Consider the following 23,463-nt stretch of genomic DNA (forward strand, 5'->3'; position numbering starts at 1 on the left):
TATGTGTGTAGGAGAGAATTATATGAAAAAAATGACAAAATTTTTGATTTTGGCTGTAGTGGCTGTACTAGGGACTACTGTAGTTTCTTCTGTAGAAGCTATTAGTTCTGATGAGGCTGTACAGAGTGCATTAGCTCGTGTGCCAGGAGCAACAGTTGCAAATGTAATCGAGTTCAATCGTGATTATGAGAATGGTCGTTTAGAGTATGAAGGTGAAATTCATTATAACGGTTATGAATATGATTTTGAAATAGATGCAGATACTGGGACCGTTATTAAATGGGAAGTAGAGCAAGAGGTTTATTAATAGATTGGTACAAGAACATGTAGTAATATTATGTAGCAATAACAGTGTACTCTAAACTGTATTATCATTAATCCATGTTATATATATAGTATTTTCATATGTGGCAACAAAAGGGGCTGTAACAGAATGCGGTTTCACCGCATTCTAGTTGCAGTCCCTTTAAAATATAAGAAACACCAAGAAAATTAGATTTGTAAAATCGTATATTTTCTTGGTGTTTCTTGTTTTTAGGCGCACTTAAATAGGCCTTTAGGCCTATTTAAAAATTTCTTGGTTTAAGCAGTTTGTTTTGCAGTAAATAATGTTGTATTAACTCGTCCTGCTTGTATTCTGTTATGTAATTTTGCTAGATTGAATCCCATGGACAAGAGATATAGCATCTTATGCACGTTTCCACTGCCACGGTGTAAAAATCGTCTAAATCCAAGATCTTGTTTTAACACACCAAAGGCACCTTCTACTTGAATGGAACGGTTCATTCGTAATTGAATGCCTGTATCACTGAGTAATCTATCTTGGTTCTCTGCCAGTACGGCATCATACGCAGGTGTAATTTCAATTCTTTTTACTGGATTTTCTGTCGTTGGTTTCACATACCGTTGGCATTCCTTTTTGTATCCACATCGGTTACAAGACTCACAAATATATACCTTTCGCTCAGATACAAATCCTGTTTTGTTTTCCGCCTTACGCGTGAAGGCATATTTTAATTTACGTCATTTTGCACATGTAAATGCATCTTCTTCAGGTATATACTCCATATTACGAGCTTTGCTAATATCTTTCGTCCAAGTTCTAGTTTTCGCTTTTTCGTAATATTGAGGCTTTATACAAGATAGGTAATGGTTGTTCTTTAACCAAGTTAAGTTCTCATGGCTATCATAACCAGCATCAGCTACCACATATGTGAAGTGGCGGCTATGAATCTGTTCTAATTGCTGTACAAATGGAATTAATGTATTCGTATCGTTGGACTTAGAAAATACACCAATACCCATAATATATTCAGAATGAACGGCTAATTGTACATTGTAGGCAGGTTTAAGCTGTCCATTACGCATATGGTCTTCCTTCATACGCATAAACGTCGCATCAGGATCTGTTTTAGAATAACTGTTGCGTTCACCCATAATATACAATTGCTGTTCGTATTCTTTTCGCTTCTCATATAAAGCTTCTGCTCGCTCGTACAATCGTTGCAGTGGTGTTTTATGCTTACCTTTTCCTTGTACGAGTTCCATATGTTTTACTTCAATTTCTTTAGCGAGGAAGGTATATATACACTCATCATTCATACAATGGGTATCTAGCCCCAATTTATTCCAGATGTCTTGCTTTAATATAGCTAATTTAGATGGTAATGTATCTAGTCTTTTTTGCACGGCTTTTCGCCAGACAAATGTATACTTGTTGGCATTAGCCTCTAGTTTAGTTCCATCAATAAAGACTTCATTGAATGTTAAGGTATCATGTCTGTTAATAGCTTCCATCAACTGTGAAAACAGATTCATTAAGATATCTAGTGTACAACGGGCAAAAAATCGTTGGAATGTCATATGACTTGGGGGTGAATAGCCTTGAAGAAGCCACATATAATTAATATTTTCTTCGCATTGTTGTTGTATCATACGTGTAGAATACACGCCGTTGGACATAGCATAGACAAAAATTTTGAACAGAATATGCGGTGGAACTTTAGATTTTCTCCCTTTAGGAGAATACAAATGCTGTAACTCTTTATAGTCTAATTCCTCCAATACAGCATCAAGTAACCGCACAGGCGCTGTTTCTTTTATCAAAATGCCATAATCCAATGGTAAAACTAGTTGGCGAGGCATTACTAGTTTGGTATAATTAGGTTCATTGGTATGGTTTTGGTTCATAATTTAATTATACCAATGAAGAGGGCCCTTCGGGGCCCTTTTTTCTTAGAAATATAGAAAAAAAGCTGTTAGTTGATCATATAAAATCAACTAACAGCTTTTCTAGTGTTAAGGGGCTGTTTTGTTACAGCCCCTTTTGTATTGTTACCAGTTCTTAGAAGAAGAAGTGGTGAATTTCATGGATGAAATGTTGACCGAAGAAGGAGATACAACCATGCATAACGATGAAGATCAAGAAGTATTTGAATGCGCTGTTCATGATAACGCTTGCTTCGATTTCATGTTCTAAGTTGTGAGCTTCTTCAGAACTAATTTCTTTGTGGTTTTCTAGGTATGCTTTCAAAGCAGGACCTACGGCACCAATAGAAATCGCGATGGATTGTGGAGACAACATTTTACCGATACCAGCTGCACCGGAGTTAACTGCTGCCAACCAGAAGCCAAGGTCTTCGAAGTTTGTAGGATCTAAACCTTGAGCTGCAGCGATTTGAAGTGGGCCAAACAATACGTTGGAGTTTGTACCGGAACCTGTCAAGAAGGCACCCAACGCACCTACGATAGGAGCGAATAGAGGATATAAGGAGCCTGTACCTGCAACCATTGCTTTCGCAATATCTGCAGTCATACCAGAGTAAGTCATCAATTTAGCTGTCATAACAACTGTGATGATTGTAAGGTATGTGAATTTCAAGTTTTTAACTGTGCTACCCAATGTACCAAAGATTTCGCCAGCTTTTGCTTTTTGGATGAAACCACCAACAATACCAGCGATGAAGATCATAATACCAGGAGTTGCAATCCATACGAATGTGTAAGGTTTTGCACCAGGACCTTGATAAATAGGTACAGATGTTTTAATGGACGCAAGAGGACCATTAATTGCAGGGAACAATTTGGAAGTTAATAACAATAATACGAAGATTAAGATGAATGGCATTGCAGCTACAAGGCCTTCACCACCAGAAACTTTAGGAACTTCGCCAGTTTGTTTAACTGCGTATGCAGGATCATTAGGAGGCATAATTTTTGCACAAATAATGATAACTGCCATGATAACGATGGATGCAGAGATTACGGATAATTCTGGACCCATTACTGCGTTGATTATAGTTTCAGGAATAGCCAATGCTAAACCGGAAAGTAATGTAACAAGGAATACACCTTTTAACGCTTTAATACCGCCACCAATGATCATAACAACGAAGAATGGTGCGATAAGGTTAAGTAAGAATAATTGTACAGAAATGAATGTACCTAAATGACTTGGGTCAAGGCTTGTTAAGGATGCCAATGTAGTTGTTGGAATACCAATAGAGCCGAATGTTGTTGGTACGGAGTTCGCAACGAGACATGCGATGATAGATTTTAGTGGGTCGAAACCTACGGCAACCATCATAGCAGCTGGAATTGCAACGGCAGTACCAAAGCCAGCCATACCTTCCATGAAGGCACCAAAGCCCCATGCAAGTAACAATGCAAGTACACGAGTATCAGATGTTACAGAAGAAAGCATTGTTTTAATAGTTTCCATTGCTTTCGTATGCACTACTAAGTTATAAACGAAGATAGCAGCTGTAATAACTAATAGGATTGGCCAGATTGCCAAAGCGGCACCTTCAAGGGCACCAGTGACCATAATAAATGGGTCAGATTGGAATGCTGTAATAGCGATGATGAAAGAACCGATTGCAGCAACACTTGTTGCTTGCCATGCTGGTAATTTCAAGATGGATAACGCTACAATCAACCAAATGATTGGAGATAGCGCTAATAGAACGGTGATAGCACTCATTTCTAAAATCATCCTTTCAAGAAAAATAAAAATATATGCTTAACAGGACGATGTAGCTTAATCAATTTAATTGATGAGTAAATCGCTATTGTATTAAGTTGTAAAAGTTCAGTTAAAATAAAGAATTACAATAAAATAACAGATATACTTATCATAAAAAGTGATATACCTCTTAAAAATTTTTAACCTCATTAAACATGAGGTTAAGAATATAAGAGAGGGGACATAAACAGTGTTTATGTCCCCTTCTTTACTGACTACATGTCCGTGTTAGGGCCTTTGTAAGGTCTTAGGTATTAGTAGTTACCTTTGAACATTGTAGCAGGAGCTTCTGGTACATAATCGCCGAAGTAGGATTTGAAGTCTAAACCTAATTCATTGCAAAGGTCTTGAACTTCAAGCATTGTACCGTTAAGTACAGGGATGCCTTCAGCTTTAACTTTAGCAACAGATTCATGTTCTTTTTCGCCATGAGTGTAGATACGGTCTTGACCTTGTGCTTTAGGAGCTTCACGTAATTCTTGTAAGAATTGGGAGAAGTGTTTTTTGATTTCAGCTGGGTCACCGAAGAATTCAGGGTTGATAGCCATGAAGCCGTGGCAGATATTGGATTTACCGCCAACCATACATTTGTTGGAAGTACCGCCTTGAGACAAGATGGAGGAGAATAATTCAGCAATCATGCCGTTACCATAACCTTTGTGGCCGCCAAGAACTTCTGTAGCACCACCTAAAGGAAGGATACCGCCGCCTTCATGACGGGAGATGTTGCCCAATACTTCAGCTGCATCAGTGGAAGGAACGCCGTCTTTATTAACAGCCCAACCATCTGGAGTAGCTTTGCCCATTTTGTTGTACATTTCAAGTTTACCACGAGTTACTACTGTAGTGGAGCAATCGAAGAAGAAGTCAACAGGATCAGCAGGTACAGTCCAAGCGATAGGGTTAGAACCAAGCATAGCTTTACGAGCATATACAGGAACCATGATTGCTTCGGAGTTTGTACAAGAGAAACCGATTAAGCCTTGGTCGGATGCCATTTTAGCATAGTAACCAGCGATACCATAGTGGTTGGAGTTACGTACGGATACGATACCAACACCGGATTTTTTAGCTTTTTCGATAGCCATTTCCATAGCTTTGTGACCCAACAATTGGCCCATGCCATCATGACCGTCGATAACTGCGGAGATTGGAGTTTCTTTTACGATTTCAGGTTTTGCGTCGATTTTGATCAAGCCATTAGTGATACCTTTGTGGTAACGAACCATACGTTGCATACCATGGCTTTGAATACCGAACAAGTCGGAAGTCAAAAGTACGTCTTGGATGATGTCAGCTTCTTTTTCGGAGAAACCGAATTTTTGGAAAGCGTCCATGCTTAATTTTTTCAATGTTTCATAAGGGAATAACACAGTGTTTTTTGCGTCTGCCATCGTTAAAACCTCTTTTCAGAAAATATGTACCTGATATAGTAACGTCACTCTAAAATATCATGAAGTTTAAATGATATTTGGTGAGCTCTATATCCTCTCAAATGACAATGTCAGTATAGCACAGAAAGAAGTGAGATTGAATAGTCTTACAGTCTGAAACACATTACTAAATACGCATACGTACCGGTGATGTTTGTCACATATTCCGAGGTCGATTACTGAAACATCCGATTATACCTAAAACTATATGGTTATGACTTTTAGTTATGGTTGCATGATTTTTTTATAGATTTTCAGTATTTTTATAGAACTTATTAGTATATCTGTTTAGGTTTTGAGCAAGAATGAGAATGGATAAATATCGATAAAACTTGAAATGTTCAATATTATATATAAAAAATATTGATATGTATATTAACGTATTGTGATAACTAAATGTATTGATATGCATAATATACAATAATTTTAATCTTTGTGAAGATAGAAAATGTGTTAAAGGTTACACTTATACAGATGATGCTGTAATATAATATAAATATACATCCTATAGTTTATATAATTTATAAGCGAGGTGCTTATTTTGAAAGAATACAAATCAGTATGTCCTTATGATTGCCCAGATGCATGTGGTCTAATCGTATCGGTAGAGAACAACAGAGTAGTATCTGTTCGTGGTAATAGAAATCATGCTTTTACAAGAGGTACATTGTGCCCTAAAATGGCGCATTACGAACAAGTGGTTCATTCTCCATTGCGTTTACAGTACCCAATGAAACGGATTGGTAAAAAAGGAATCGGTGAAGACCAATATATACGTATCAGTTGGGATGAGGCATTAGATACCATTGTTAATAATTTTAAAGAAACTATTAGTACTCATGGCAGTGAAAGTATTTTGCGCTACTCCTATGCAGGTACTATGGGGGTGATTCAAAGCCCAGCAGCAGATTACTTTTTCCGCCGTATTGGTGCTACAGATCAGGACCGTGGTATTTGCTCCCCTGCAAAACAGGCAGGATTCCGCTCTGTTTATGGTGATACACTAGCCATTAAACCGCAAGAGGCACAATATAGTGATTTAATTGTTCTATGGGGCATTAATGCCACTGCTACGGATGTTCATATCTTACATGATGTAAACATAGCAAAAAAGAATGGCGCTCGAGTTTGGATTATTGATACTCATAAAACCTATACTTTTAATCAAGCTCATGAACATATTTACGTAAAACCTGGTAGTGATGGCGCCTTAGCGTTAGGTATGCTTCATATTATTCATCGAGACGGTTTAGCAGATATAGATTTTATTAAGAAACATGTACAAGGTTATGATGAACTCGTAAACGATGTGTTGCTTGATTTTACAACGGAAAAAGCATCTGAACTTTGTGGCGTTTCCGTAGAACGTATGATTGAGTTTGCCCATGCCTATGCTAAAGCTAAGGCTCCATTTATACGTCTTGGCAGTGGGTTATCACGCTATGGGAATGGTGCTATGAACTGTCGTGCTATTAATGCATTACCTGCTGTAGTTGGAGCTTGGCAACATTTAGGCGGTGGCTTATTATCGAGTGCTAGTGGTAGTAAGTTTGTGGGCAAAGAAGTGATGCAACAGGCTCATATGGATGCACCAGCAAAGCGATTGATGCCTATGATTAAACTAGGTGAAATGCTTACAAACCCATCAGGTACAGCTGTGCATAGTCTTTATGTATTCTCTAGTAATCCGGCTATAACAGCACCTGATCAAAATGTAGTGCGAAAAGGCTTGATGAGAGATGATTTATTTACGGTTGTTCACGAACGCTTCTTTACCGACACATGTAAATACGCCGATATTGTATTGCCCGCCACAACATCAGTAGAACATGACGATATATATAACTCCTATGGGCACTATACAATTGGAACGGGTTATAAATTAATCGATCCTATTGGCGAATCCCGCTCTAACTGGCAAGTGATTTCTGAATTAGCTAAACGTATGGGACTTACAGATGAATTCTTTAAGCATAGTGAACGAGATTTAATAGACCAAATTGTAAGTGCGTCGCACCGTATTTCTAAGGATGATCAAAATTTAATTCTCCAAGGTGAACCAGTAGAGATGACGTTGCCTGAAAATTATAAATTAGATTTTAAAACGCCATCTGGAAAGATTGAGTTATATAATCCACATGATGTGGAGCCACTAATTCGTTATTTACCGCCTTATGGTGATGATGCACCATTCTGGCTTATTATCGGTAATGATATTCGCATTTTAGATTCTAGCTTCTGTGAGTTAGAGTTTGATGATCCTGAATTGATGAAACTACGCATCAATCCTAAAGATGCAAAAGTATATAACATTAATGATGGCGATGAAGTGGAAATCTATAATCAACGTGGTAGTGTAAGAATTAAAAGTTACTACGATGAAGATGTACAACGAGGTACATTGGTAACCCTTGGTGTATGGTGGCAATCACAATCTAGTGATCCTAATGTAGGTATTAATGTACTTACAGCAGATAGACCTACGGATCAAGGTTGGGGTAGCACATTCTATGATGTGCAAGTTCACATTAAAAAGGCGGATGTTTAATTTCCTTTACTTATAGGAATAATATTATGCCGATATATCATAACAAGGATATTTTTATTGCATACATATCCTCATTAGGATTATAATAGTAATATTATTTTTATATATAACCTGAAGGGGGTTACGTTTATGAATGGTAATGATAAATTATCTGCCCGTGCCTATTGGGCTATAGGCATGATGTTATTCGCCCTATTCTTTGGGGCAGGGAATTTGATCTTCCCAGCGGCCTTAGGTCAACAAGCTGGTAGTAATGTAGGTTGGGCTTTGCTCGGCTTCGTATTAACAGGTGTAGGCCTTCCACTTTTAGGTGTTGCAGCGATGGGGTACTCGTCTTGTAAAGATGTTGAAGAACTTGCGAGCCGTGTTCATCCAATTTATGGCTTGTTGTACACAATTTCTCTTTACTTGAGTATCGGTCCAATGTTTGCGACGCCACGTACTGGTACTGTAGCTTATGAAATTGCAATTAAACCTTTCACAGAAGGTTTAAGCATGAATATGGAACCAATTTTCTTGGCATTATTCTTTGGTGTTTCTTTGTGGTTATCCATTAGCCCACAAAAGCTTGTTAATCGTATCGGTAATATTTTGACACCAGCATTACTACTTGTAATTCTGTTGTTAATTATTAAATCCTTTATGACTCCGCTAGGCGGCTATGCAGTGCCACAACCTACTTATGGTGATGCACCTACAGCTGTGTTGCAAGGTTTCTTGGACGGCTATAATACGATGGATGCATTGGCTTCCGTAGTATTTGCTATTCTTGTAATCGACTTTGTTCGTCTTAGCGGCGCTACATCTCGTGCGGTTATTACAAAAACAGTAATGGAGGTAGGCGCTATTGCAGTATCTCTTCTTGGTATTGTTTATGTATTTATCGCTAACATTGGTGCTACTAGTGTTGAACGCTTTGGTTTGTTTGATACGGGTGCTCCTGTGTTGTCCGTAAGTGCTAACTACTTGTTCGGTGAATTCGGTCAAATTATCTTGGCTATCATCGTTCTCTTGGCTTGCTTGTCTACGAGTATCGGTCTTATCACTTCTTGTGGTACGTACTTCCACAAGTTGACACCGAAGATTAGCTATAAATTATATGTAGTAATCTTCTCCGTAGCAGCATTTGGTCTTAGCATGTTCGGTTTGAAAACAATCATCAGTGCAGCGATTCCAGTGTTGATGCTCTTGTATCCGTTAACGATTGTAATCATCTTGTTGGCACTTCTTCACAATGTTTTCGGTGGTCGTCGTTGCGTATACGCATGGACAATGGCTTTCACAATGATCTCTGCTCTTATGACTGGTCTTGAAACGGCAGGTATTGCACCTGTTGCATTGGAACAGCTCTTTACTCAATACATTCCATTCCAGGCTGCTGGCATGGGCTGGGTGAGCTTTGCGGTATTAGGCTTTGTTGTAGGTCTTATCCATAAAGGTCTTGTGTCCGAGAATAAATAAATAATATTAAAGGTTCTATACTTTCGTTTTGGGTGAAAGTATAGAACCTTTTTAGTGTCTTAAGGGTTGTCATATAAAATTGATTTTGTGAGTAGAAGTTTCTATAATAAGAATATAGATAATGAAGGAAGGAAGGAAGATTTTATGCGTAATACTCATTGTTTACCTAGTTATAGTTTTGGCGGTCATGAGGTGTTCGACGCTATTCCCAAATTTACAAAATTATATGGTAAGTCTGTAGCTATCATCGGTGGTGAGACAGCTCTTTCTAAAGCTTTGCCACATATTCGTCCAGTGCTTGATAAAGCAGGGATTAAAGTGCTAGATATTATTCACTTTGGTGGAGAGTGTACTTTCGCTCGAGGTAAGGAAATTGCACAAATGGCTTCTGTAAAAGATGCGGACTTTATGTTTGCTGTTGGTGGCGGTAAGGCCATGGATACGGTAAAAGTAGTAGCTCTAGAGTTAGATGATAAACCATTCTTTACAATTCCGACCATTGCCTCTACTTGTGCTGCAACGTCAGAAGTAGCAGCTGTATACACTGCAGAGCATACTTTTGATGACGTAGCCTTTGTAAATCATCCTCCTGTGCACTGCTTTATTGATGCTGATATTCTCGTAGAAGCACCAAGCCGTTACTTGTGGGCGGGAATGGGAGATACTATTGCAAAACACTATGAAACTCATCTTTCTGCTCGCAATCGTGAGCAAGACTATAATACTCAGTTAGGCCTTACTCTAGCTTCTATGTGTAGTGAACCAATTCTAGCACATGGTATACAAGCCTATAAAGACAGTCAAGCTAATAAACGTAGTGATGCATTTGATACCATTGCCATGACTGTTATCTTTACTACCGGTATTGTATCAGGTTGTGTACCTATGGCATATAATAGTAACATGGCTCATGCTGTATGTTATGGCTGTGTTACAAATAAAGAAACAGAAGAAAACCATTTGCATGGTGAAATGGTAGCATATGGCTTACTTATTTTGTTAACCGTTGACCAACAAATGGATGAATTACAACGGTGGTTGCCAGTATATCGAGAATTAGGTTGGCCTACTAAACTTTCACAATTAGATCTTACTGCATCACATATTCCTCAAATTGTTGAAAAGGCTACATCTGTTCATGATATTGATGTATCTCCATATAAAATTACAGCAGATATGTTGACTAAGGCTATTCAATACATGGAATCTCTTGATTAATATAATTTGTAACTGTTTGTGTGTGTTATGTAATGAGGTTATAAATGCGAAAAATTGTAAAGGGTGGCTTATATCGTCATTTTAAAGGTATGTACTATTATGTGTTAGATGTTGCAACTCATTCGGAAACAAATGAACAGTTCGTGGTATATCAAAAATTATATGACCAACGTGACTTATATGTACGACCACTAGATATGTTTTTGAGTGATGTGGATCAAGAAAAATATCCTGATGTAGAGCAGAAAGAGCGATTTAAGTTAATGAGCGGACGTGATTAGGAGGGCCTGTGGAACAGAAATTTTTCTTTTTCGATATAGACAATACCTTAGCTGTGTGGCCGGAAGGTAAAATTCCTGACAGTGCACAATATAGTTTGGATGAACTGAAGCGCCGTGGCCATCGGGTAGCGCTTGCTACAGGTCGTATCCAAGTAGATGCTAAGCGTTTTGCTGAGCAAGCAGGTCTTACAGATTTTGTGGCAGACGGAGGCCATAGTGTTACTGTTAATAATGAACTAGTGTCCATGATTGGCATGGATCGTGATGCATGCATTAACTATTTGGAATATTTAGAGTCCCACAATATTCCTTGGGCTGTAACAGATCGGAATAAATTAGGCCGAATTACGCCGTATAAGGAAATATTAGATTGGCATCCGAATTGGGATGTTTTTAAAACGACAGTAGATCCTAATTTTGACTTTCATAATGTAGAAGAGTTTTATAAGATTTATGTGTTCTTTAAAGAAGGGGAAGAAGAGGAAAAAGAAATTGAGCATATGACGCATAAGCTCATTCGTTATGGCGATGGCTGTGTTTTATATGAACCAATGGAAAAAGCTTTGGGTATTCGCAATATGCTTGATTATTTTGGTATGAAACCTAATCAAGCCGTAGTATTTGGTGATGGATATAATGATTTGTCTATGTTTAGACCAGAATGGCTTAATATTGCCATGGGGAATGCACGTGCTGAATTGAAAGAAAAAGCCGATTATATCACTACCGACTGTGATAAGGATGGCATTTATAATGCGTGTAAGCATTTCAAGTGGATTGATTGAGTTCTAATGTCCTCATTGTAGACTAAAAAACTGAACAATTTGATGGTAAATAATGACTGATATATAACTGAAAGTATAAGGTTATATAAATTGGTAAATTTAATAATTATTTAAACCAAATTTTCTCTAAAACATGATATACTAAAAAAGAGCCGCTCACGGGTTGAGCGGCTTTTCTATGTGAATTTTACATACATGTTAGTATAAACAATATATTGGGGGAACTATGAACTGGAAACGCTTGGCTTTATGCGCAATGTTGGGGATTACAATGCTTGGTACAGCAGCTTGTGGTACAAAAAGTGGGGAACAACCACAAGGAAATACTGTAAAAGCAGAAACGGTAGCTATGCCTAACTTCTCTAATGCGCCAATCGCTGATGAGTATGCTATTTTTGATACAAATTATGGTCAATTCAAAGTTCGTTTGCTAGGCTCTAAAGCACCTATTACGGTAAAAAACTTTGATTACTTAGTAAAAAAAGGTTTCTATAATGGTGTTACATTCCATCGCGTTATCGAAGGCTTTATGATTCAAGGCGGGGATCCAGATGGTACAGGTGCTGGCGGTCCAGGCTATACAATTCCTGATGAGTTCTCCAATGATTTACACTTCAATAAAATGGGCGTTCTTGCCATGGCAAACCGAGGCCCTAATACAGGTGGTTCTCAATTCTTTATTACATTGGGACCTACAGATTGGTTAGATAACAAACACACTATCTTTGGTACCGTAGTACAAGGTATGGATGTAGTTGAAAAAATTGGCAAAGTAAAAACTGGTCGCAATGATAAACCAGTAGAGCCAGTAATCATCAATACTATTACGTTGGAACCGATTACTGATGATGCAAAAAATGGCAAATAAGGAGGCCAAGTCTGAAGAGCGGCACTACGTGTACTTGGTGCGTTGCGCAGATGATTCCTTGTATTGTGGGTGGACCACCGATATTGAGCGCCGTATAGAGGCTCATAATGGGCTTATTCCAGGCGGTGCTAAGTATACGAGAGGGCGACGTCCTGTTACATTGGTGTATTCTGAAAGCTTTCACAATAAACAAGATGCACAACGTAGAGAATATGCCATAAAACAGATGACAAAGACTAAGAAATTGCGACTCATTGAGGGTGCAAAATAGTCTTTGATTATGGTATAATATGATGATTAATTACTGCCATGGAGGTTGAAAAATGAAGCGGGTTCTAGTGTCCGTAAAAAGTGTACAACGAGATATGGACGGCAAGGATACCGTAGTGGAACTGATTTCCCCAGGTACATCACATGAAAAGGGTAATGCTCAGTATGTGCGTTATGAAGAATCTAGTGTGACTGGCTTAGATGGGGTAAAGACGACCATTAAAATCCATGATGACTCTATTGTATTGCTTCGAACAGGGGCTGTGAATATGCGTCATCAATATGTCCGTGGTGAAGAGCGCGAATCCGTGTATGAAACACCGTATGGTGATTTGCACATGGCCGTGAATACTCATGAATTAACAGTAGACTTTCACGACGGCGTAGGTCATGTTCATTTAGGATATGATATTTCCGTCGAAGGTGAATGGCAATTTTATAATCAGTTAGATATAGACGTGCGGGAGGATACAGAGCATGGAAATGAAGGAAATCCTGAAATCGGGGATTGAACAGGCATTACAAGATACGATTAACAGCGGTGGCTTACCAGCTGGGGAATATCCAGAAATCGTTCTCGAAGTGCCACCTCAAAAAGAATTCGGTGATTTTTCTACAAATATCGCTATGCAATCCGCTCGTGTAGCTCGTCAAAACCCTCGTGCTATTGCAGAGGCTTTGATTAGTCATATGAATTTTGATTGGCTCGAACGCGCTGAGGTTGCTGGTGCAGGTTTCATCAATTTCTTCTTGAAATCTGATATGGTATACGATACGTTGAAAGCTATTTTAAATGCTGGCGATCAGTATGGTGTTCAACCATTGCGTGCACGCGATACGATTCAAGTAGAGTACGTAAGTGCGAACCCAACAGGTCCGTTACATGTCGGACATGGTCGTGGTGCTGCGTATGGTAGTGCACTTGTAAACTTGTTGCGTGCAGCAGGTTACAATGTACAATCCGAGTACTACATCAATGATGCAGGTAACCAAATCGATAATATGGCTATCTCCATTGAGTACCGTTTCCAAGAGTTGCAAGGTGCTACATTAGTGTTCCCACCTAAGCGCAACGAAGATGGTTCCATGCCTGAATTCGATATTCCAGAAGGGGCTCTCGTATTCCCTGAAAATGGCTACCGTGGTCCTGATATTATCGAGACTGCAAAAGCTATTGCAGAACGCGAAGGCTTCGATAAATTAAATACTATGAACGAAGCTGATCGTGTAGCATTGTTTAAAGAAGAGGGCTTAAAAGAAAAATTAGCTCGCTTAGAGGAAACATTAAGCAATTTCCGTGTTACTTTCGATAATTGGTTCTCTGAACGTACTGTTCATGAAGCTGATGAAATTCATCACTCCGTAGAGGCGTTAAAGGCTCTTGGCAAAGTGTATGAAAAAGACGGTGCATTGTGGTTGAAATCTACTGACTATGGCGATGATAAAGACCGCGTAGTTATTCGTGATAATGGCGTTCCTACATATTTAGCAGCAGATATTGCATACCACCGCAATAAATATGATCGTGGATTCAAAGAAATGATTGATATTTGGGGCGCTGACCATCATGGTTATGTATGCCGTGTAAAAGCTGCTATGGCTGCTTTTGGTTATGACCCAGATAAACTAACAGTATTATTGTTACAAATGGTAGCATTGTTCCGCGATGGACAACTCGTTAAATTATCTAAACGTAGCGGTGATAGCGTTACATTAGATGAATTGATTGAAGAGGTTGGCGTAGATGCATCTCGTTACTTCTTCTTGATGCGTTCTCTAGATAGCCAACTTGATTTTGATATTAACTTGGCTAAATCTCGTAGCAATGATAACCCAGTATATTATATTCAATATGCTCATGCCCGTATTCACAGCATTTACAACCAAGTGCGTGAAGCAGGCATTGCATTTGGTGATTATAGTGAAACTGATTTCACAACGCTTACAAGCGAAATGGAATTAGAATTGATTAAAAAATTAGCTGAATATCCAGAAGAGGTCGTTCAATCTGCTGAACATCGTGCACCACATCGTATTGCTCGTTACTTATTCGATTTGGCAAGCATGTTCCACTCCTTCTATCGTCAAGGTCGCATCATTGGCGTAGATCCAGCGTTACAACAAGCTCGTCTAGGATTAATCACAGCGATTGCCCTCGTACTTCGTCAAGGCTTGGGTATTTTAGGTATTTCTGCTCCGGAAAAAATGTAATAGGTGGGAGGCATCATGGCAACTAAGTATATTTTCGTAACTGGCGGCGTTGTTTCTTCTCTTGGTAAAGGGATTACAGCAGCATCCTTGGGTCGCTTGCTTAAAAACCGCGGTTTCAACGTAACGATTCAAAAATTTGACCCATACATTAATATCGACCCTGGTACGATGAGCCCTTACCAACACGGTGAAGTATTCGTAACAGATGACGGTGCTGAAACTGACCTTGATTTGGGTCACTATGAACGCTTCATCGATATTAACCTTAGTAAACGTTCCAACATTACAGCAGGTAAAGTGTACTGGTCTGTAATCAATAAAGAACGTAAAGGTGATTACTTGGGCAGCACTGTACAAGTAATTCCACACATTACAAATGAAATCAAACAAAACGTATACCGCGTAGGTAAAGAGGATAACGCAGATGTAGTTATCACTGAAATCGGTGGTACTGTAGGTGATATTGAAAGCTTGCCATTTATGGAAGCTATCCGCCAAGTGAAAAAAGAAGTAGGCCGTAATGATGTACTTTACATTCACGTAACATTGGTACCTTACATCAATGCAGCAGGCGAGTTGAAAACTAAACCTACACAACACAGCGTAAAAGAATTGCGCAGCATTGGTATTCAACCAGATATTTTGGTATGCCGCAGCGAAAAACACATTTCTGATGAAATGAAAGAAAAACTTGCTTTGTTCTGTGACGTAGAACCAGAAGCAGTTATTGAAAACCAAACTTGCAGCTCCATCTATGAAGTGCCATTGATGATGCAAGATCAAGGTCTTGATGATATTGTTATCAAAAAATTAGGCCTTGAAGAACGCCCTTGCGATATGGCTGAATGGAAAGAAATGGTTCATAAAATCTTGAACCCTAGTAAAGATATTACAGTTGCTATCGTTGGTAAATATGTAGCATTACATGATGCGTATTTATCCGTAGTTGAAGCATTAGATCATGCTGGTATTGCCACGGGTACTAAAGTAAATATTCGTTGGATTGACTCCGAAGAACTTGATGATACATCTGTAGATCCTAAAGAGGTAATTGATGGTGTTGAAGGTATCATCGTACCTGGTGGATTTGGTTCCCGTGGTGTAGAAGGTAAAATCCGCACAATTCAATATGCTCGTGAAAATAATATTCCATATCTCGGTCTATGCCTTGGCATGCAATCTGCAGTAATGGAATTTGCTCGTAACGTATGTGGCATGGAAGGTGCTACATCTAGCGAATTCGACGAAAATGCTAAATACAAAGTAATCGACTTGATGAGTGATCAAGTTGATGTAGATAAAAAAGGCGGTACAATGCGTCTTGGTATTTATCCTTGTAAAGTAGAAGCAGGTACAAAAACTCATGAAGCTTATGGTGAAGATTTGATTTATGAACGTCATCGTCATCGCTATGAGTTTAACAATGAATATCGTCAACAATTGACTGATGCGGGACTTGTTATCTCTGGTACATCTCCAGATGGTCGCCTTGTGGAAAGTATTGAAGTGAAAAACCATCCATTCTTCATTGGTACACAAGCGCATCCAGAACTTAAATCCCGTCCGAATAATGCACATCCATTATTCCGCGGCTTCGTAGATGCGATTTTGGAACTAAAAAAATAGAGTAGAGCCATGGGATCTCTTTTATCTATTATAGGTATCTTTATATTAGCTGCACTCAAACTAGAGCAGTTTGTATATGGTAAATCTGGAAAAGAACAATCTACAACTGGTCACATAGCACGGAGAGGGCTTGCTAATATAGCGGGTTTAATCGCTTTTGATCATTCTACTGTAAGTAGTAAATCTATTGTAGTTCGTAAAAAGAAGAAAGATGCTCAGAAATGAGCATCTTTCTTCTTTTTTATTCATATCGATAAATGTTGGAAAAATATATCGATAAATTTAAAAATAACACTTGCAATCTTGAATGATATTTGTTATTATATAGACAAAGATAGATATAGATATAGATTTGGTGATAAGTACACTGATAATAATATAATTGTTACATTGGAACTCAATTAAGGAGGACATAACATGTCTATTATTGGTAAACAACTTCCTGAATTTACTCTAGATGCTTTCAAAAAACCTGAATTAGTAAAAGTTAGTACTGCCGATGTGTTGGGCAAATGGTCCATCTTCGTATTCTATCCAGCAGACTTCACATTTGTTTGCCCTACAGAATTAGAAGACGTACAAAACTCTTATGCAGAATTGAAAGAACTAGGTTGCGAAGTTTACTCCGTATCTTGTGACTCTGAATTTGTTCACAAAGCATGGTCTGATGCTTCTCCAAGCATTAATAAAATCGAGTACTACATGTTAGCTGATAAAAAACATGAATTAGCTGATTTCTTCGACGTATTCCAAGAAGAATCCGCTATGGCTTACCGTGGTACATTCGTAGTAGATCCAGAAGGTTTCGTTCGTACAGCTGAAATCCATGATATGGGTATCGGCCGTTCTGCTGAAGAATTGGTTCGTAAAGTACAAGCGGCTCAATTCGTAGCAAAACATGGTGACCAAGTGTGTCCTGCACGTTGGAAACCAGGTAAAGACACATTGAAACCAGGTCTTGATCTAGTAGGTAAAATCTAATTTAGAAATAACTTAGACGCTAGAATAATCTAGACAACTCCTCAAATGACAAAACGGGCGCGCATCGTTTTCCTGACGATACGGTAAGTCCCAATACCAGATGAACCCTCTCCAATTCATCATGGTAAACCTCATATAACAAACTACAAACTATACGCAAAAGGACTGGCCTTCGGGCTAGTCCTTTTGTGTTATGTAAAATAGTTAATGTATCGATATGTGTGATTGCTAGTCTAATAATAGAATAAAATAAATCAATAATATAGGCTTAGGCCAATAAATATAAGGGTTTTTAAATACCCCCTTATAAAAGTAGGAAATAAGTTCTTGCATTTTTAGATTTAGTGGTCTATAATGAAATTAATTCCTAGTGATACACAAGGTTTTATAAATGAAGTAGGATAAGTGCTTTATAACATGGGGTGTGTTAGCACTAACTTTTACAAAGAGAGGCAAGATATATGAGGATTTCCACAAAAGGTCGCTATGCATTGATGGTTCTCATCGATTTAGCAGAGCAAGGTCAGGATAAACCGGTTTCCTTGCGATCCGTTGCAGAACGACAAGGTATATCTGAGAAATACCTTGAGGGTATTGTGGCTCGTTTGGGTGCCGCTAACCTGGTGGATAGTATTCGTGGTAAATACGGAGGCTATCGCTTATCTAAAAGCCCTAAAGAGTACACTATTATTGAAATTTTGCTTGCCACGGAAGAATCCATGGCTATCATCTCCACTCTTGATGAAGGGGTGAGTACTGATACAGTAATCAATGAAAGAACTGTTGGTTTCTGGGCAGGATTACAAAACTATATTCATGATTATCTAGAAAACGTAACTCTTCAAGATGTAATTGATGGAACTTACGCTAAACTTGATACAAAATATGATAATTGGGATGGTTCTATTTAATAAGGAGTAACTATTATGTCTAATATTGCAAAATCTTTCGTTGAATTAATTGGTAAAACACCTTTGTTGGCAGCTACACGTTTTGGTAAAAAATATGGCGCAGATGCAAATATTTTTGCTAAATTGGAATACTTTAATCCAGGTGGCTCTGTTAAAGATCGTATTGCTGCAGCAATTATTCAAGCAGCTGTTGAATCTGGTGAATTACAACCAGGTGGTACAATCGTAGAAGCTACATCTGGTAACACTGGTATCGGTTTATCCGCTGTTGGTGCTGCTCTTGGCTATAAAGTTGTAATCGTAATGCCAGAAACAATGTCCATCGAACGCCGTAAATTGATGCTTGGCTATGGTGCTCAACTCGTGTTGACTGATGGCTCTCTTGGCATGAAAGGTGCCATTGCAAAAGCTAAAGAAATCGTAACAGCTACAGCTGGTGCCATCGAGGCGGGTCAATTCGTAAATCAAGCAAACCCAGCAATTCACTATAAAACAACTGGTCCTGAAATCTGGCAAGATACAGATGGTACAGTAGATATCTACGTAGCTGGTGTTGGTACAGGCGGTACTTTGACTGGTGCAGGTCGTTATTTAAAAGAACAAAACCCTGACGTAAAAATTGTGGCTGTTGAACCAACTGATTCCCCAGTATTGTCCAATGGCAAACCTGGTCCTCACAAAATCCAAGGCTTAGGCGCTGGCTTCATTCCTGATACTTTAGATACTTCCATTTATGATGAAGTAATCCAAGTAACTAATGATGATGCATTTGCTACATCTCAAGCATTTGGTCATACAGAAGGTATCCTAGTTGGTATTTCCTCTGGTGCTGCTCTTTGGGCTGCTCAAGAATTGGCTAAACGTCCTGAGAATAAAGGCAAAAACATCGTAGTAATTCTTCCTGATACAGGTGAACGCTACTTGTCCACTGCATTATTCCCAGAAGTATAATAGAATATGATTGGTGAAAGCTGTGAATATGCTTTCCTAATATAGCAAAGCCCCTCGGTAGAGGGGCTTTTTCTTGTTTACTTATAATTTTCTATAAGAAAAAGGAGCTACTAGGTAGCTCCTTTCTTGTTATGGTATGTATTTAGTTGTTATTATCTACCGTTTTTAACGATATTGTCCATCCAGTTGAATAATTCGTCTAAATCGTAGTCGCCAGAATGGTCTACATCAAATGGTGTTGCCATATCTACGTTGTAACCAAGGTTTTGAGCACGTGTACCTACGATCAATGGGATAGCTACGGATGTATTGCTATCAGCTGTACCATAGCGGATACGATAGTAGCGTGCATTTGTCGCTGCTGGAGAACCGAGATAGTTCATTGGGTTCATCATAGTAACGATTTTAGCATTTTCTACGTATACATCTTGGTTAGGTGTTGTATCGTGTAATGCAGCAGTAATTGTAAAGTGATTATTATCTGTTGAACTTGTACCGAATAAGTTGTTCTCGCCAGAGTCATTAGAACGGGAATCGAATGCACCTGGTGCTTTAGAACGACTTACAAATTGATTGTAAGCTTCCCAGTTAATATCTTTAATAGCGCCTGTTTTATTATCTCGTACAAAGTATGTATGTTTAGATAAATCAGTACCTTTAGCTTGTGCTTTATTAGCTGCATCGATGATGAATGCTTTCACATAATTTTTGAAAGTACCATTGCCATTCTTATCTAGTTTCAATACACGCCCCATAGAGTCATGCAATTGTAAATTGTTTACGTATTCTGGGAAGTGTTCACTTAGTAAGTTAGAATATGCTACATCATCAGCATTCAAGTTTACACGTTGCATTGTACGTTGCGGAGGAGCTGTATTACCACCTACGTTGGCTTGAGGCAATTCGCCTTGGCCCATCGTTACTTTATTGAAAGAAGTGATACCTTTATAGCTCCATTCATAGGCCATATCAGCCGCATCAAGGTTTGTAATAGGTGCATAGGCAGAAACTGCATATACATTGGTTGCCGCTGTAGCAGCACCTAATGCTTGTAAATATGGTTGGAAGTCGGAGTTATTACCAGCAGCACCTTGTAACAAGGATACGGCACCACCAGCACTTGTACCATTTGTGATAATGCGGTTTGCATTACCTGGCATTGTGGAGTCGTTAGCATGTAAGTATGCTGTGGCAGCTTGCAAGTCAACGATTACAGCGGGAGCTTTACCGATGAAATTGCCATCGGATGCTTTATTTGTACGACCACGTGTAGCTGGGGATGCTACGACATAACCACGAGATAATGCGTAAAGAACACTGTTAGGTTTGCCATTCTCAACTTTAGGTGTCATAGCTTGGCTTGGCATGTAACCACCTACTGCATTTGGCATGAAGATAGGGGCTGTTTGTGTATTGTAACCATTTACAGTGCCATTATTAAAGTACTCTTCCGGTACATAGATATTCATGTACTGTTGATCGATATCGATAGGATTAGCCACGTAAGGGATATATTCGAAGGCACGATATTTGATTTCCTTATTATCTACTGTAGTAGACATGGACTCATAATTTTTCGCATCGAAGGCAAGGCTAATTTTTGCAGAAGAATCAGCTTGCAATGGTGGTTCCATTGGTTGAGATAGAATATTTTTCTCTTCTGTTACAGCAGACCTCTTTGTGGAAGCTTCATTTCGAGCATCTACATAGGATTGAGGTAACTTGCTTTCTTGAGCCTTAGCAGCAGCCTCTGCTTCGGCTTTAGCTTTTGCCGCTGCTTCCGCTTGAGCTTTTGCTTCAGCCTCAGCCTTGGCTTTTACCTCTGCCTCAGCTTTAGCTTTTGCCTCAGCCTCAGCTTTAGCTTTTGCCTCAGCCTCAGCTTGAGCCTTAGCAGCCGCTTCAGCTTCGGCTTTAGCTTTTGCCTCAGCCTCAGCTTGTGCTTTAGCCTTAGCTTCTGCCTCGGCTTTAGCTTTTGCTTCAGCCTCAGCTTGTGCCTTAGCAGCCGCTTCAGCTTCTTCTTTTGCTAATTGCTCGGCAGCTAAACGTTCTTGCTCTTCTTTGATAGCAGCTTGTCTTGCCATTTCTGCTTGTTGAGCAGCAATACGATCTTGTTCAGCTTTTAAAGCTGCTTGACGTTGAGACTCGGCTTGCTCAGCTGCAATACGATCTTGTTCAGCTTTGATAGCCGCTTGGCGCTCAGCTTCAGCTTTAGCAGCAGCTTCTGCACGTTGACGAGCAGCTTCTTCCGCAGCGATACGATCTTGTTCAGCTTGTAAAGCAGCTTGGCGTTGAGCCTCAGCTTGCTCAGCAGCAATACGTTCTTGCTCAGCTTTTAAAGCCGCTTGACGTTGAGCTTCAGCTTGTTGAGCAGCTAAGCGTTGTTGTTCCGCTTGTAAAGCAGCTTGGCGTTGAGCTTCAGCTTGCTCAGCAGCGATACGCTCCTGTTCAGCTTTTAAAGCAGCTTGACGTTGCGCCTCAGCTTGTTGAGCAGCGATACGTTCTTGTTCAGCTTGTAAAGCAGCTTGACGTTGAGCTTCAGCTTGCTCAGCAGCGATACGATCTTGTTCAGCTTTTAAAGCAGCTTGACGTTGAGCCTCAGCTTGTTGAGCAGCTAAACGTTGTTGTTCAGCTTGCATAGTTGCTTGACGTTGTGCTTCAGCTTGCTCAGCAGCTAAACGTTGTTGTTCCGCTTGTTGTTGCGCTGCAATACGGCGTTGTTCTTCTTGGATACGAAGACGTTCTTGTTCTGCCGCTTGACGTTGAGCTTCTGCGATACGAGCTTGTTCAGCTTGCTCCGCAGCAATACGTTCTTGCTCAGCTCTTAGAGCAGCTTGGCGTTGAGCTTCAGCTTGTTGAGCAGCCAAACGCTGTTGTTCCGCTTGCATAGCTGCTTGACGTTGCGCTTCGGCTTGTTGTTGAGCTACGCGTTGCTGTTCTGCTTGCATAGCCATTTGACGTTGTTGTTCTGCTAGAATTGCAGCTTGACGTTGTGCTTCAGCCTGCTTTTGCGCAACCATTTGTTGATCAACTTGATTTGCACCTGATTGTTGTGCCGCTTCTTCGGCTGCTAGTTGAGCTAATCTTTCACGTTCTGCACGTTGAATATCGCGAATAGTTAATCTTTGTTTGGCTACAACGGCTTTAGTTTGAGTTGTATTAGCAATCACTAAAGGTGTTGTAGATTCTTGTTGGACCATTACAGGCGTACGTACTACTTGAGTCGTTTGTACTTGCTGTTTGCCATCAACTTGTTTTTGTACTGTAACAGGTTCTGTTTTACGTTGTACATTCATCAAGCTGTGCATAGCCAATGTTGGTTCCATTACAGCATTAGTTTGTTTATTAACAACATATTGTGGCTGTGAAACGGCTCTTTGTTGATCAGATAAAGCTTTTGCTATATCGTTTACCGGTACTGGACGTACACGGGGAATTAAAGGTGTTACCTTTGGAGCCGCTTGTGTGGTAGCACTTGGTTGCATAACTTGTTGTGTTTGCATTACAGGTTGTGCTTGTGTAGGAACCATTTGAGGTGGTGCTATGCGAACTGGAGCCATTGGTTGTACTTGTACAGGTCTTACGACTGCCTGTTGTGGTGTAACAACTATTGGTTGTGTAGTTGCAGGGGTAGGCTGAGTTGCCATAGGTCGCACGACTGGTGCTGGTACATTTGTAGTACCTTGCGTCGTTGATTCAGTGGTAGTGTTCGAACCTACCAAATCATTCATGTTGAGGGTAGGGGCTGCGTGGGCAACACCACCCAACGCTGCAGCTGCAAAAAATGCAGCGGTAACCTTACGTTTCCTAGATGATTTCATGAATTACTCTCCGAACTAGATTTCAAATAATAATTTATAATTTTAAAATTTATTTATATTTATATAGTTTAACATAA

Annotated in this window: 19 protein-coding genes and 1 pseudogene; 15 read left to right on the top strand and 5 right to left on the bottom strand. The window is 39.5% G+C overall.

Annotated elements, in window-relative coordinates; genetic code table 11:
* Positions 1-22 precede the first annotated feature (22 nt).
* Positions 23-307, top strand: a complete 285-nt coding sequence (locus ACDF53_RS04755) for a PepSY domain-containing protein (RefSeq protein WP_370815644.1) — start codon at positions 23-25, stop codon at positions 305-307.
* A gap of 275 nt (positions 308-582) precedes the next feature.
* Here the strand turns inward: ACDF53_RS04755 and ACDF53_RS04760 are convergent.
* From ACDF53_RS04760 to ACDF53_RS04775, 4 genes and pseudogenes are all read right to left on the bottom strand, one after another.
* Positions 583-1,002: pseudogene (locus tag ACDF53_RS04760) on the bottom strand (transposase); the annotation flags it as partial.
* Positions 1,003-1,023: 21 nt separating this feature from the next.
* A complete protein-coding gene (locus ACDF53_RS04765; protein ID WP_370815645.1) occupies positions 1,024-2,190 on the bottom strand; it encodes a transposase in 1,167 nt (388 codons plus the stop codon).
* Positions 2,191-2,344: 154 nt separating this feature from the next.
* Positions 2,345-3,982 (bottom strand): L-lactate permease, encoded by a 1,638-nt coding sequence (locus tag ACDF53_RS04770; RefSeq protein WP_308523008.1) that lies wholly within the window; start codon positions 3,980-3,982, stop codon positions 2,345-2,347.
* A 296-nt stretch (positions 3,983-4,278) separates the two neighbouring features.
* Positions 4,279-5,418 carry an Ldh family oxidoreductase gene (locus tag ACDF53_RS04775; protein ID WP_005379755.1) on the bottom strand — a complete coding sequence of 380 codons (1,140 nt, stop codon included), beginning with the start codon at positions 5,416-5,418 and terminating at the stop codon, positions 4,279-4,281.
* 580 nt (positions 5,419-5,998) lie between these two features.
* On the opposite strand from ACDF53_RS04775, the gene ACDF53_RS04780 reads away from it, so the two are divergent.
* From ACDF53_RS04780 to cysK, 14 genes are all read left to right on the top strand, one after another.
* Positions 5,999-8,005 carry a molybdopterin-dependent oxidoreductase gene (locus tag ACDF53_RS04780; protein WP_370815646.1) on the top strand — a complete coding sequence of 669 codons (2,007 nt, stop codon included), beginning with the start codon at positions 5,999-6,001 and terminating at the stop codon, positions 8,003-8,005.
* A 129-nt stretch (positions 8,006-8,134) separates the two neighbouring features.
* Positions 8,135-9,466: a branched-chain amino acid transport system II carrier protein gene (gene brnQ / locus ACDF53_RS04785; protein WP_119208933.1), complete on the top strand. Its 1,332-nt coding sequence runs from the start codon at positions 8,135-8,137 to the stop codon at positions 9,464-9,466.
* 144 nt (positions 9,467-9,610) lie between these two features.
* The gene (locus ACDF53_RS04790) at positions 9,611-10,684 is read left to right on the top strand and encodes an iron-containing alcohol dehydrogenase family protein (RefSeq protein WP_303940866.1); all 1,074 of its coding nucleotides are present in this window, start codon (positions 9,611-9,613) and stop codon (positions 10,682-10,684) included.
* 44 nt (positions 10,685-10,728) lie between these two features.
* Positions 10,729-10,965 (top strand): DUF1653 domain-containing protein, encoded by a 237-nt coding sequence (locus ACDF53_RS04795; RefSeq protein ID WP_303940869.1) that lies wholly within the window; start codon positions 10,729-10,731, stop codon positions 10,963-10,965.
* 8 nt (positions 10,966-10,973) lie between these two features.
* On the top strand, positions 10,974-11,750 hold the full coding sequence (locus ACDF53_RS04800) for an HAD family hydrolase (RefSeq protein WP_060924407.1): 777 nt from the start codon (positions 10,974-10,976) through the stop codon (positions 11,748-11,750).
* A gap of 226 nt (positions 11,751-11,976) precedes the next feature.
* Positions 11,977-12,618 (top strand): peptidylprolyl isomerase, encoded by a 642-nt coding sequence (locus ACDF53_RS04805; protein ID WP_105084982.1) that lies wholly within the window; start codon positions 11,977-11,979, stop codon positions 12,616-12,618.
* The gene (locus tag ACDF53_RS04810) at positions 12,608-12,889 is read left to right on the top strand and encodes a GIY-YIG nuclease family protein (protein WP_295825500.1); all 282 of its coding nucleotides are present in this window, start codon (positions 12,608-12,610) and stop codon (positions 12,887-12,889) included. Before ACDF53_RS04805 ends, ACDF53_RS04810 begins: the two co-directional genes overlap by 11 nt.
* A gap of 52 nt (positions 12,890-12,941) precedes the next feature.
* Positions 12,942-13,400: a DUF1934 domain-containing protein gene (locus ACDF53_RS04815; protein WP_370815647.1), complete on the top strand. Its 459-nt coding sequence runs from the start codon at positions 12,942-12,944 to the stop codon at positions 13,398-13,400.
* Positions 13,366-15,099 (top strand): arginine--tRNA ligase, encoded by a 1,734-nt coding sequence (gene argS / locus ACDF53_RS04820; protein WP_370815648.1) that lies wholly within the window; start codon positions 13,366-13,368, stop codon positions 15,097-15,099. Before ACDF53_RS04815 ends, argS begins: the two co-directional genes overlap by 35 nt.
* A 15-nt stretch (positions 15,100-15,114) precedes the next feature.
* The gene (locus ACDF53_RS04825) at positions 15,115-16,725 is read left to right on the top strand and encodes a CTP synthase (RefSeq protein WP_370815650.1); all 1,611 of its coding nucleotides are present in this window, start codon (positions 15,115-15,117) and stop codon (positions 16,723-16,725) included.
* 9 nt (positions 16,726-16,734) lie between these two features.
* Complete coding sequence (locus tag ACDF53_RS04830) at positions 16,735-16,950, top strand: hypothetical protein (protein ID WP_287514212.1); 216 nt, start codon at positions 16,735-16,737, stop codon at positions 16,948-16,950.
* A gap of 192 nt (positions 16,951-17,142) precedes the next feature.
* Positions 17,143-17,706, top strand: a complete 564-nt coding sequence (gene ahpC / locus ACDF53_RS04835) for an alkyl hydroperoxide reductase subunit C (RefSeq protein WP_004698190.1) — start codon at positions 17,143-17,145, stop codon at positions 17,704-17,706.
* A 461-nt stretch (positions 17,707-18,167) separates the two neighbouring features.
* Positions 18,168-18,617: an Rrf2 family transcriptional regulator gene (locus tag ACDF53_RS04840; protein ID WP_004698292.1), complete on the top strand. Its 450-nt coding sequence runs from the start codon at positions 18,168-18,170 to the stop codon at positions 18,615-18,617.
* Between the two features lie 15 nt (positions 18,618-18,632).
* Positions 18,633-19,568: a cysteine synthase A gene (cysK, locus tag ACDF53_RS04845; RefSeq protein ID WP_005385347.1), complete on the top strand. Its 936-nt coding sequence runs from the start codon at positions 18,633-18,635 to the stop codon at positions 19,566-19,568.
* A 152-nt stretch (positions 19,569-19,720) separates the two neighbouring features.
* Here the strand turns inward: cysK and ACDF53_RS04850 are convergent, their stop codons facing one another.
* Complete coding sequence (locus tag ACDF53_RS04850; RefSeq protein ID WP_370815652.1) at positions 19,721-23,386, bottom strand: subtype B tannase; 3,666 nt, start codon at positions 23,384-23,386, stop codon at positions 19,721-19,723.
* Positions 23,387-23,463: the final 77 nt, after the last annotated feature.

This window comes from Veillonella sp., from assembly GCF_041333735.1.
GTDB lineage: Bacteria > Bacillota > Negativicutes > Veillonellales > Veillonellaceae > Veillonella.

What these genes read in the sequence shown, in the direction of transcription:
- ACDF53_RS04765 (WP_370815645.1), bottom strand. Translation starts at nt 2,190, where the DNA reads ATGAACCAAAACCATACCAATGAACCTAATTATACCAAACTAGTAATG.
- ACDF53_RS04850 (WP_370815652.1), bottom strand. Translation starts at nt 23,386, where the DNA reads ATGAAATCATCTAGGAAACGTAAGGTTACCGCTGCATTTTTTGCAGCT.
- ACDF53_RS04795 (WP_303940869.1), top strand. Translation starts at nt 10,729, where the DNA reads ATGCGAAAAATTGTAAAGGGTGGCTTATATCGTCATTTTAAAGGTATG.
- cysK (WP_005385347.1), top strand. Translation starts at nt 18,633, where the DNA reads ATGTCTAATATTGCAAAATCTTTCGTTGAATTAATTGGTAAAACACCT.
- ACDF53_RS04790 (WP_303940866.1), top strand. Translation starts at nt 9,611, where the DNA reads ATGCGTAATACTCATTGTTTACCTAGTTATAGTTTTGGCGGTCATGAG.
- ahpC (WP_004698190.1), top strand. Translation starts at nt 17,143, where the DNA reads ATGTCTATTATTGGTAAACAACTTCCTGAATTTACTCTAGATGCTTTC.
- ACDF53_RS04755 (WP_370815644.1), top strand. Translation starts at nt 23, where the DNA reads ATGAAAAAAATGACAAAATTTTTGATTTTGGCTGTAGTGGCTGTACTA.
- ACDF53_RS04825 (WP_370815650.1), top strand. Translation starts at nt 15,115, where the DNA reads ATGGCAACTAAGTATATTTTCGTAACTGGCGGCGTTGTTTCTTCTCTT.
- argS (WP_370815648.1), top strand. Translation starts at nt 13,366, where the DNA reads ATGGAAATGAAGGAAATCCTGAAATCGGGGATTGAACAGGCATTACAA.
- ACDF53_RS04805 (WP_105084982.1), top strand. Translation starts at nt 11,977, where the DNA reads ATGAACTGGAAACGCTTGGCTTTATGCGCAATGTTGGGGATTACAATG.
- ACDF53_RS04770 (WP_308523008.1), bottom strand. Translation starts at nt 3,982, where the DNA reads ATGAGTGCTATCACCGTTCTATTAGCGCTATCTCCAATCATTTGGTTG.
- brnQ (WP_119208933.1), top strand. Translation starts at nt 8,135, where the DNA reads ATGAATGGTAATGATAAATTATCTGCCCGTGCCTATTGGGCTATAGGC.
- ACDF53_RS04775 (WP_005379755.1), bottom strand. Translation starts at nt 5,418, where the DNA reads ATGGCAGACGCAAAAAACACTGTGTTATTCCCTTATGAAACATTGAAA.
- ACDF53_RS04810 (WP_295825500.1), top strand. Translation starts at nt 12,608, where the DNA reads ATGGCAAATAAGGAGGCCAAGTCTGAAGAGCGGCACTACGTGTACTTG.
- ACDF53_RS04830 (WP_287514212.1), top strand. Translation starts at nt 16,735, where the DNA reads ATGGGATCTCTTTTATCTATTATAGGTATCTTTATATTAGCTGCACTC.
- ACDF53_RS04840 (WP_004698292.1), top strand. Translation starts at nt 18,168, where the DNA reads ATGAGGATTTCCACAAAAGGTCGCTATGCATTGATGGTTCTCATCGAT.
- ACDF53_RS04815 (WP_370815647.1), top strand. Translation starts at nt 12,942, where the DNA reads ATGAAGCGGGTTCTAGTGTCCGTAAAAAGTGTACAACGAGATATGGAC.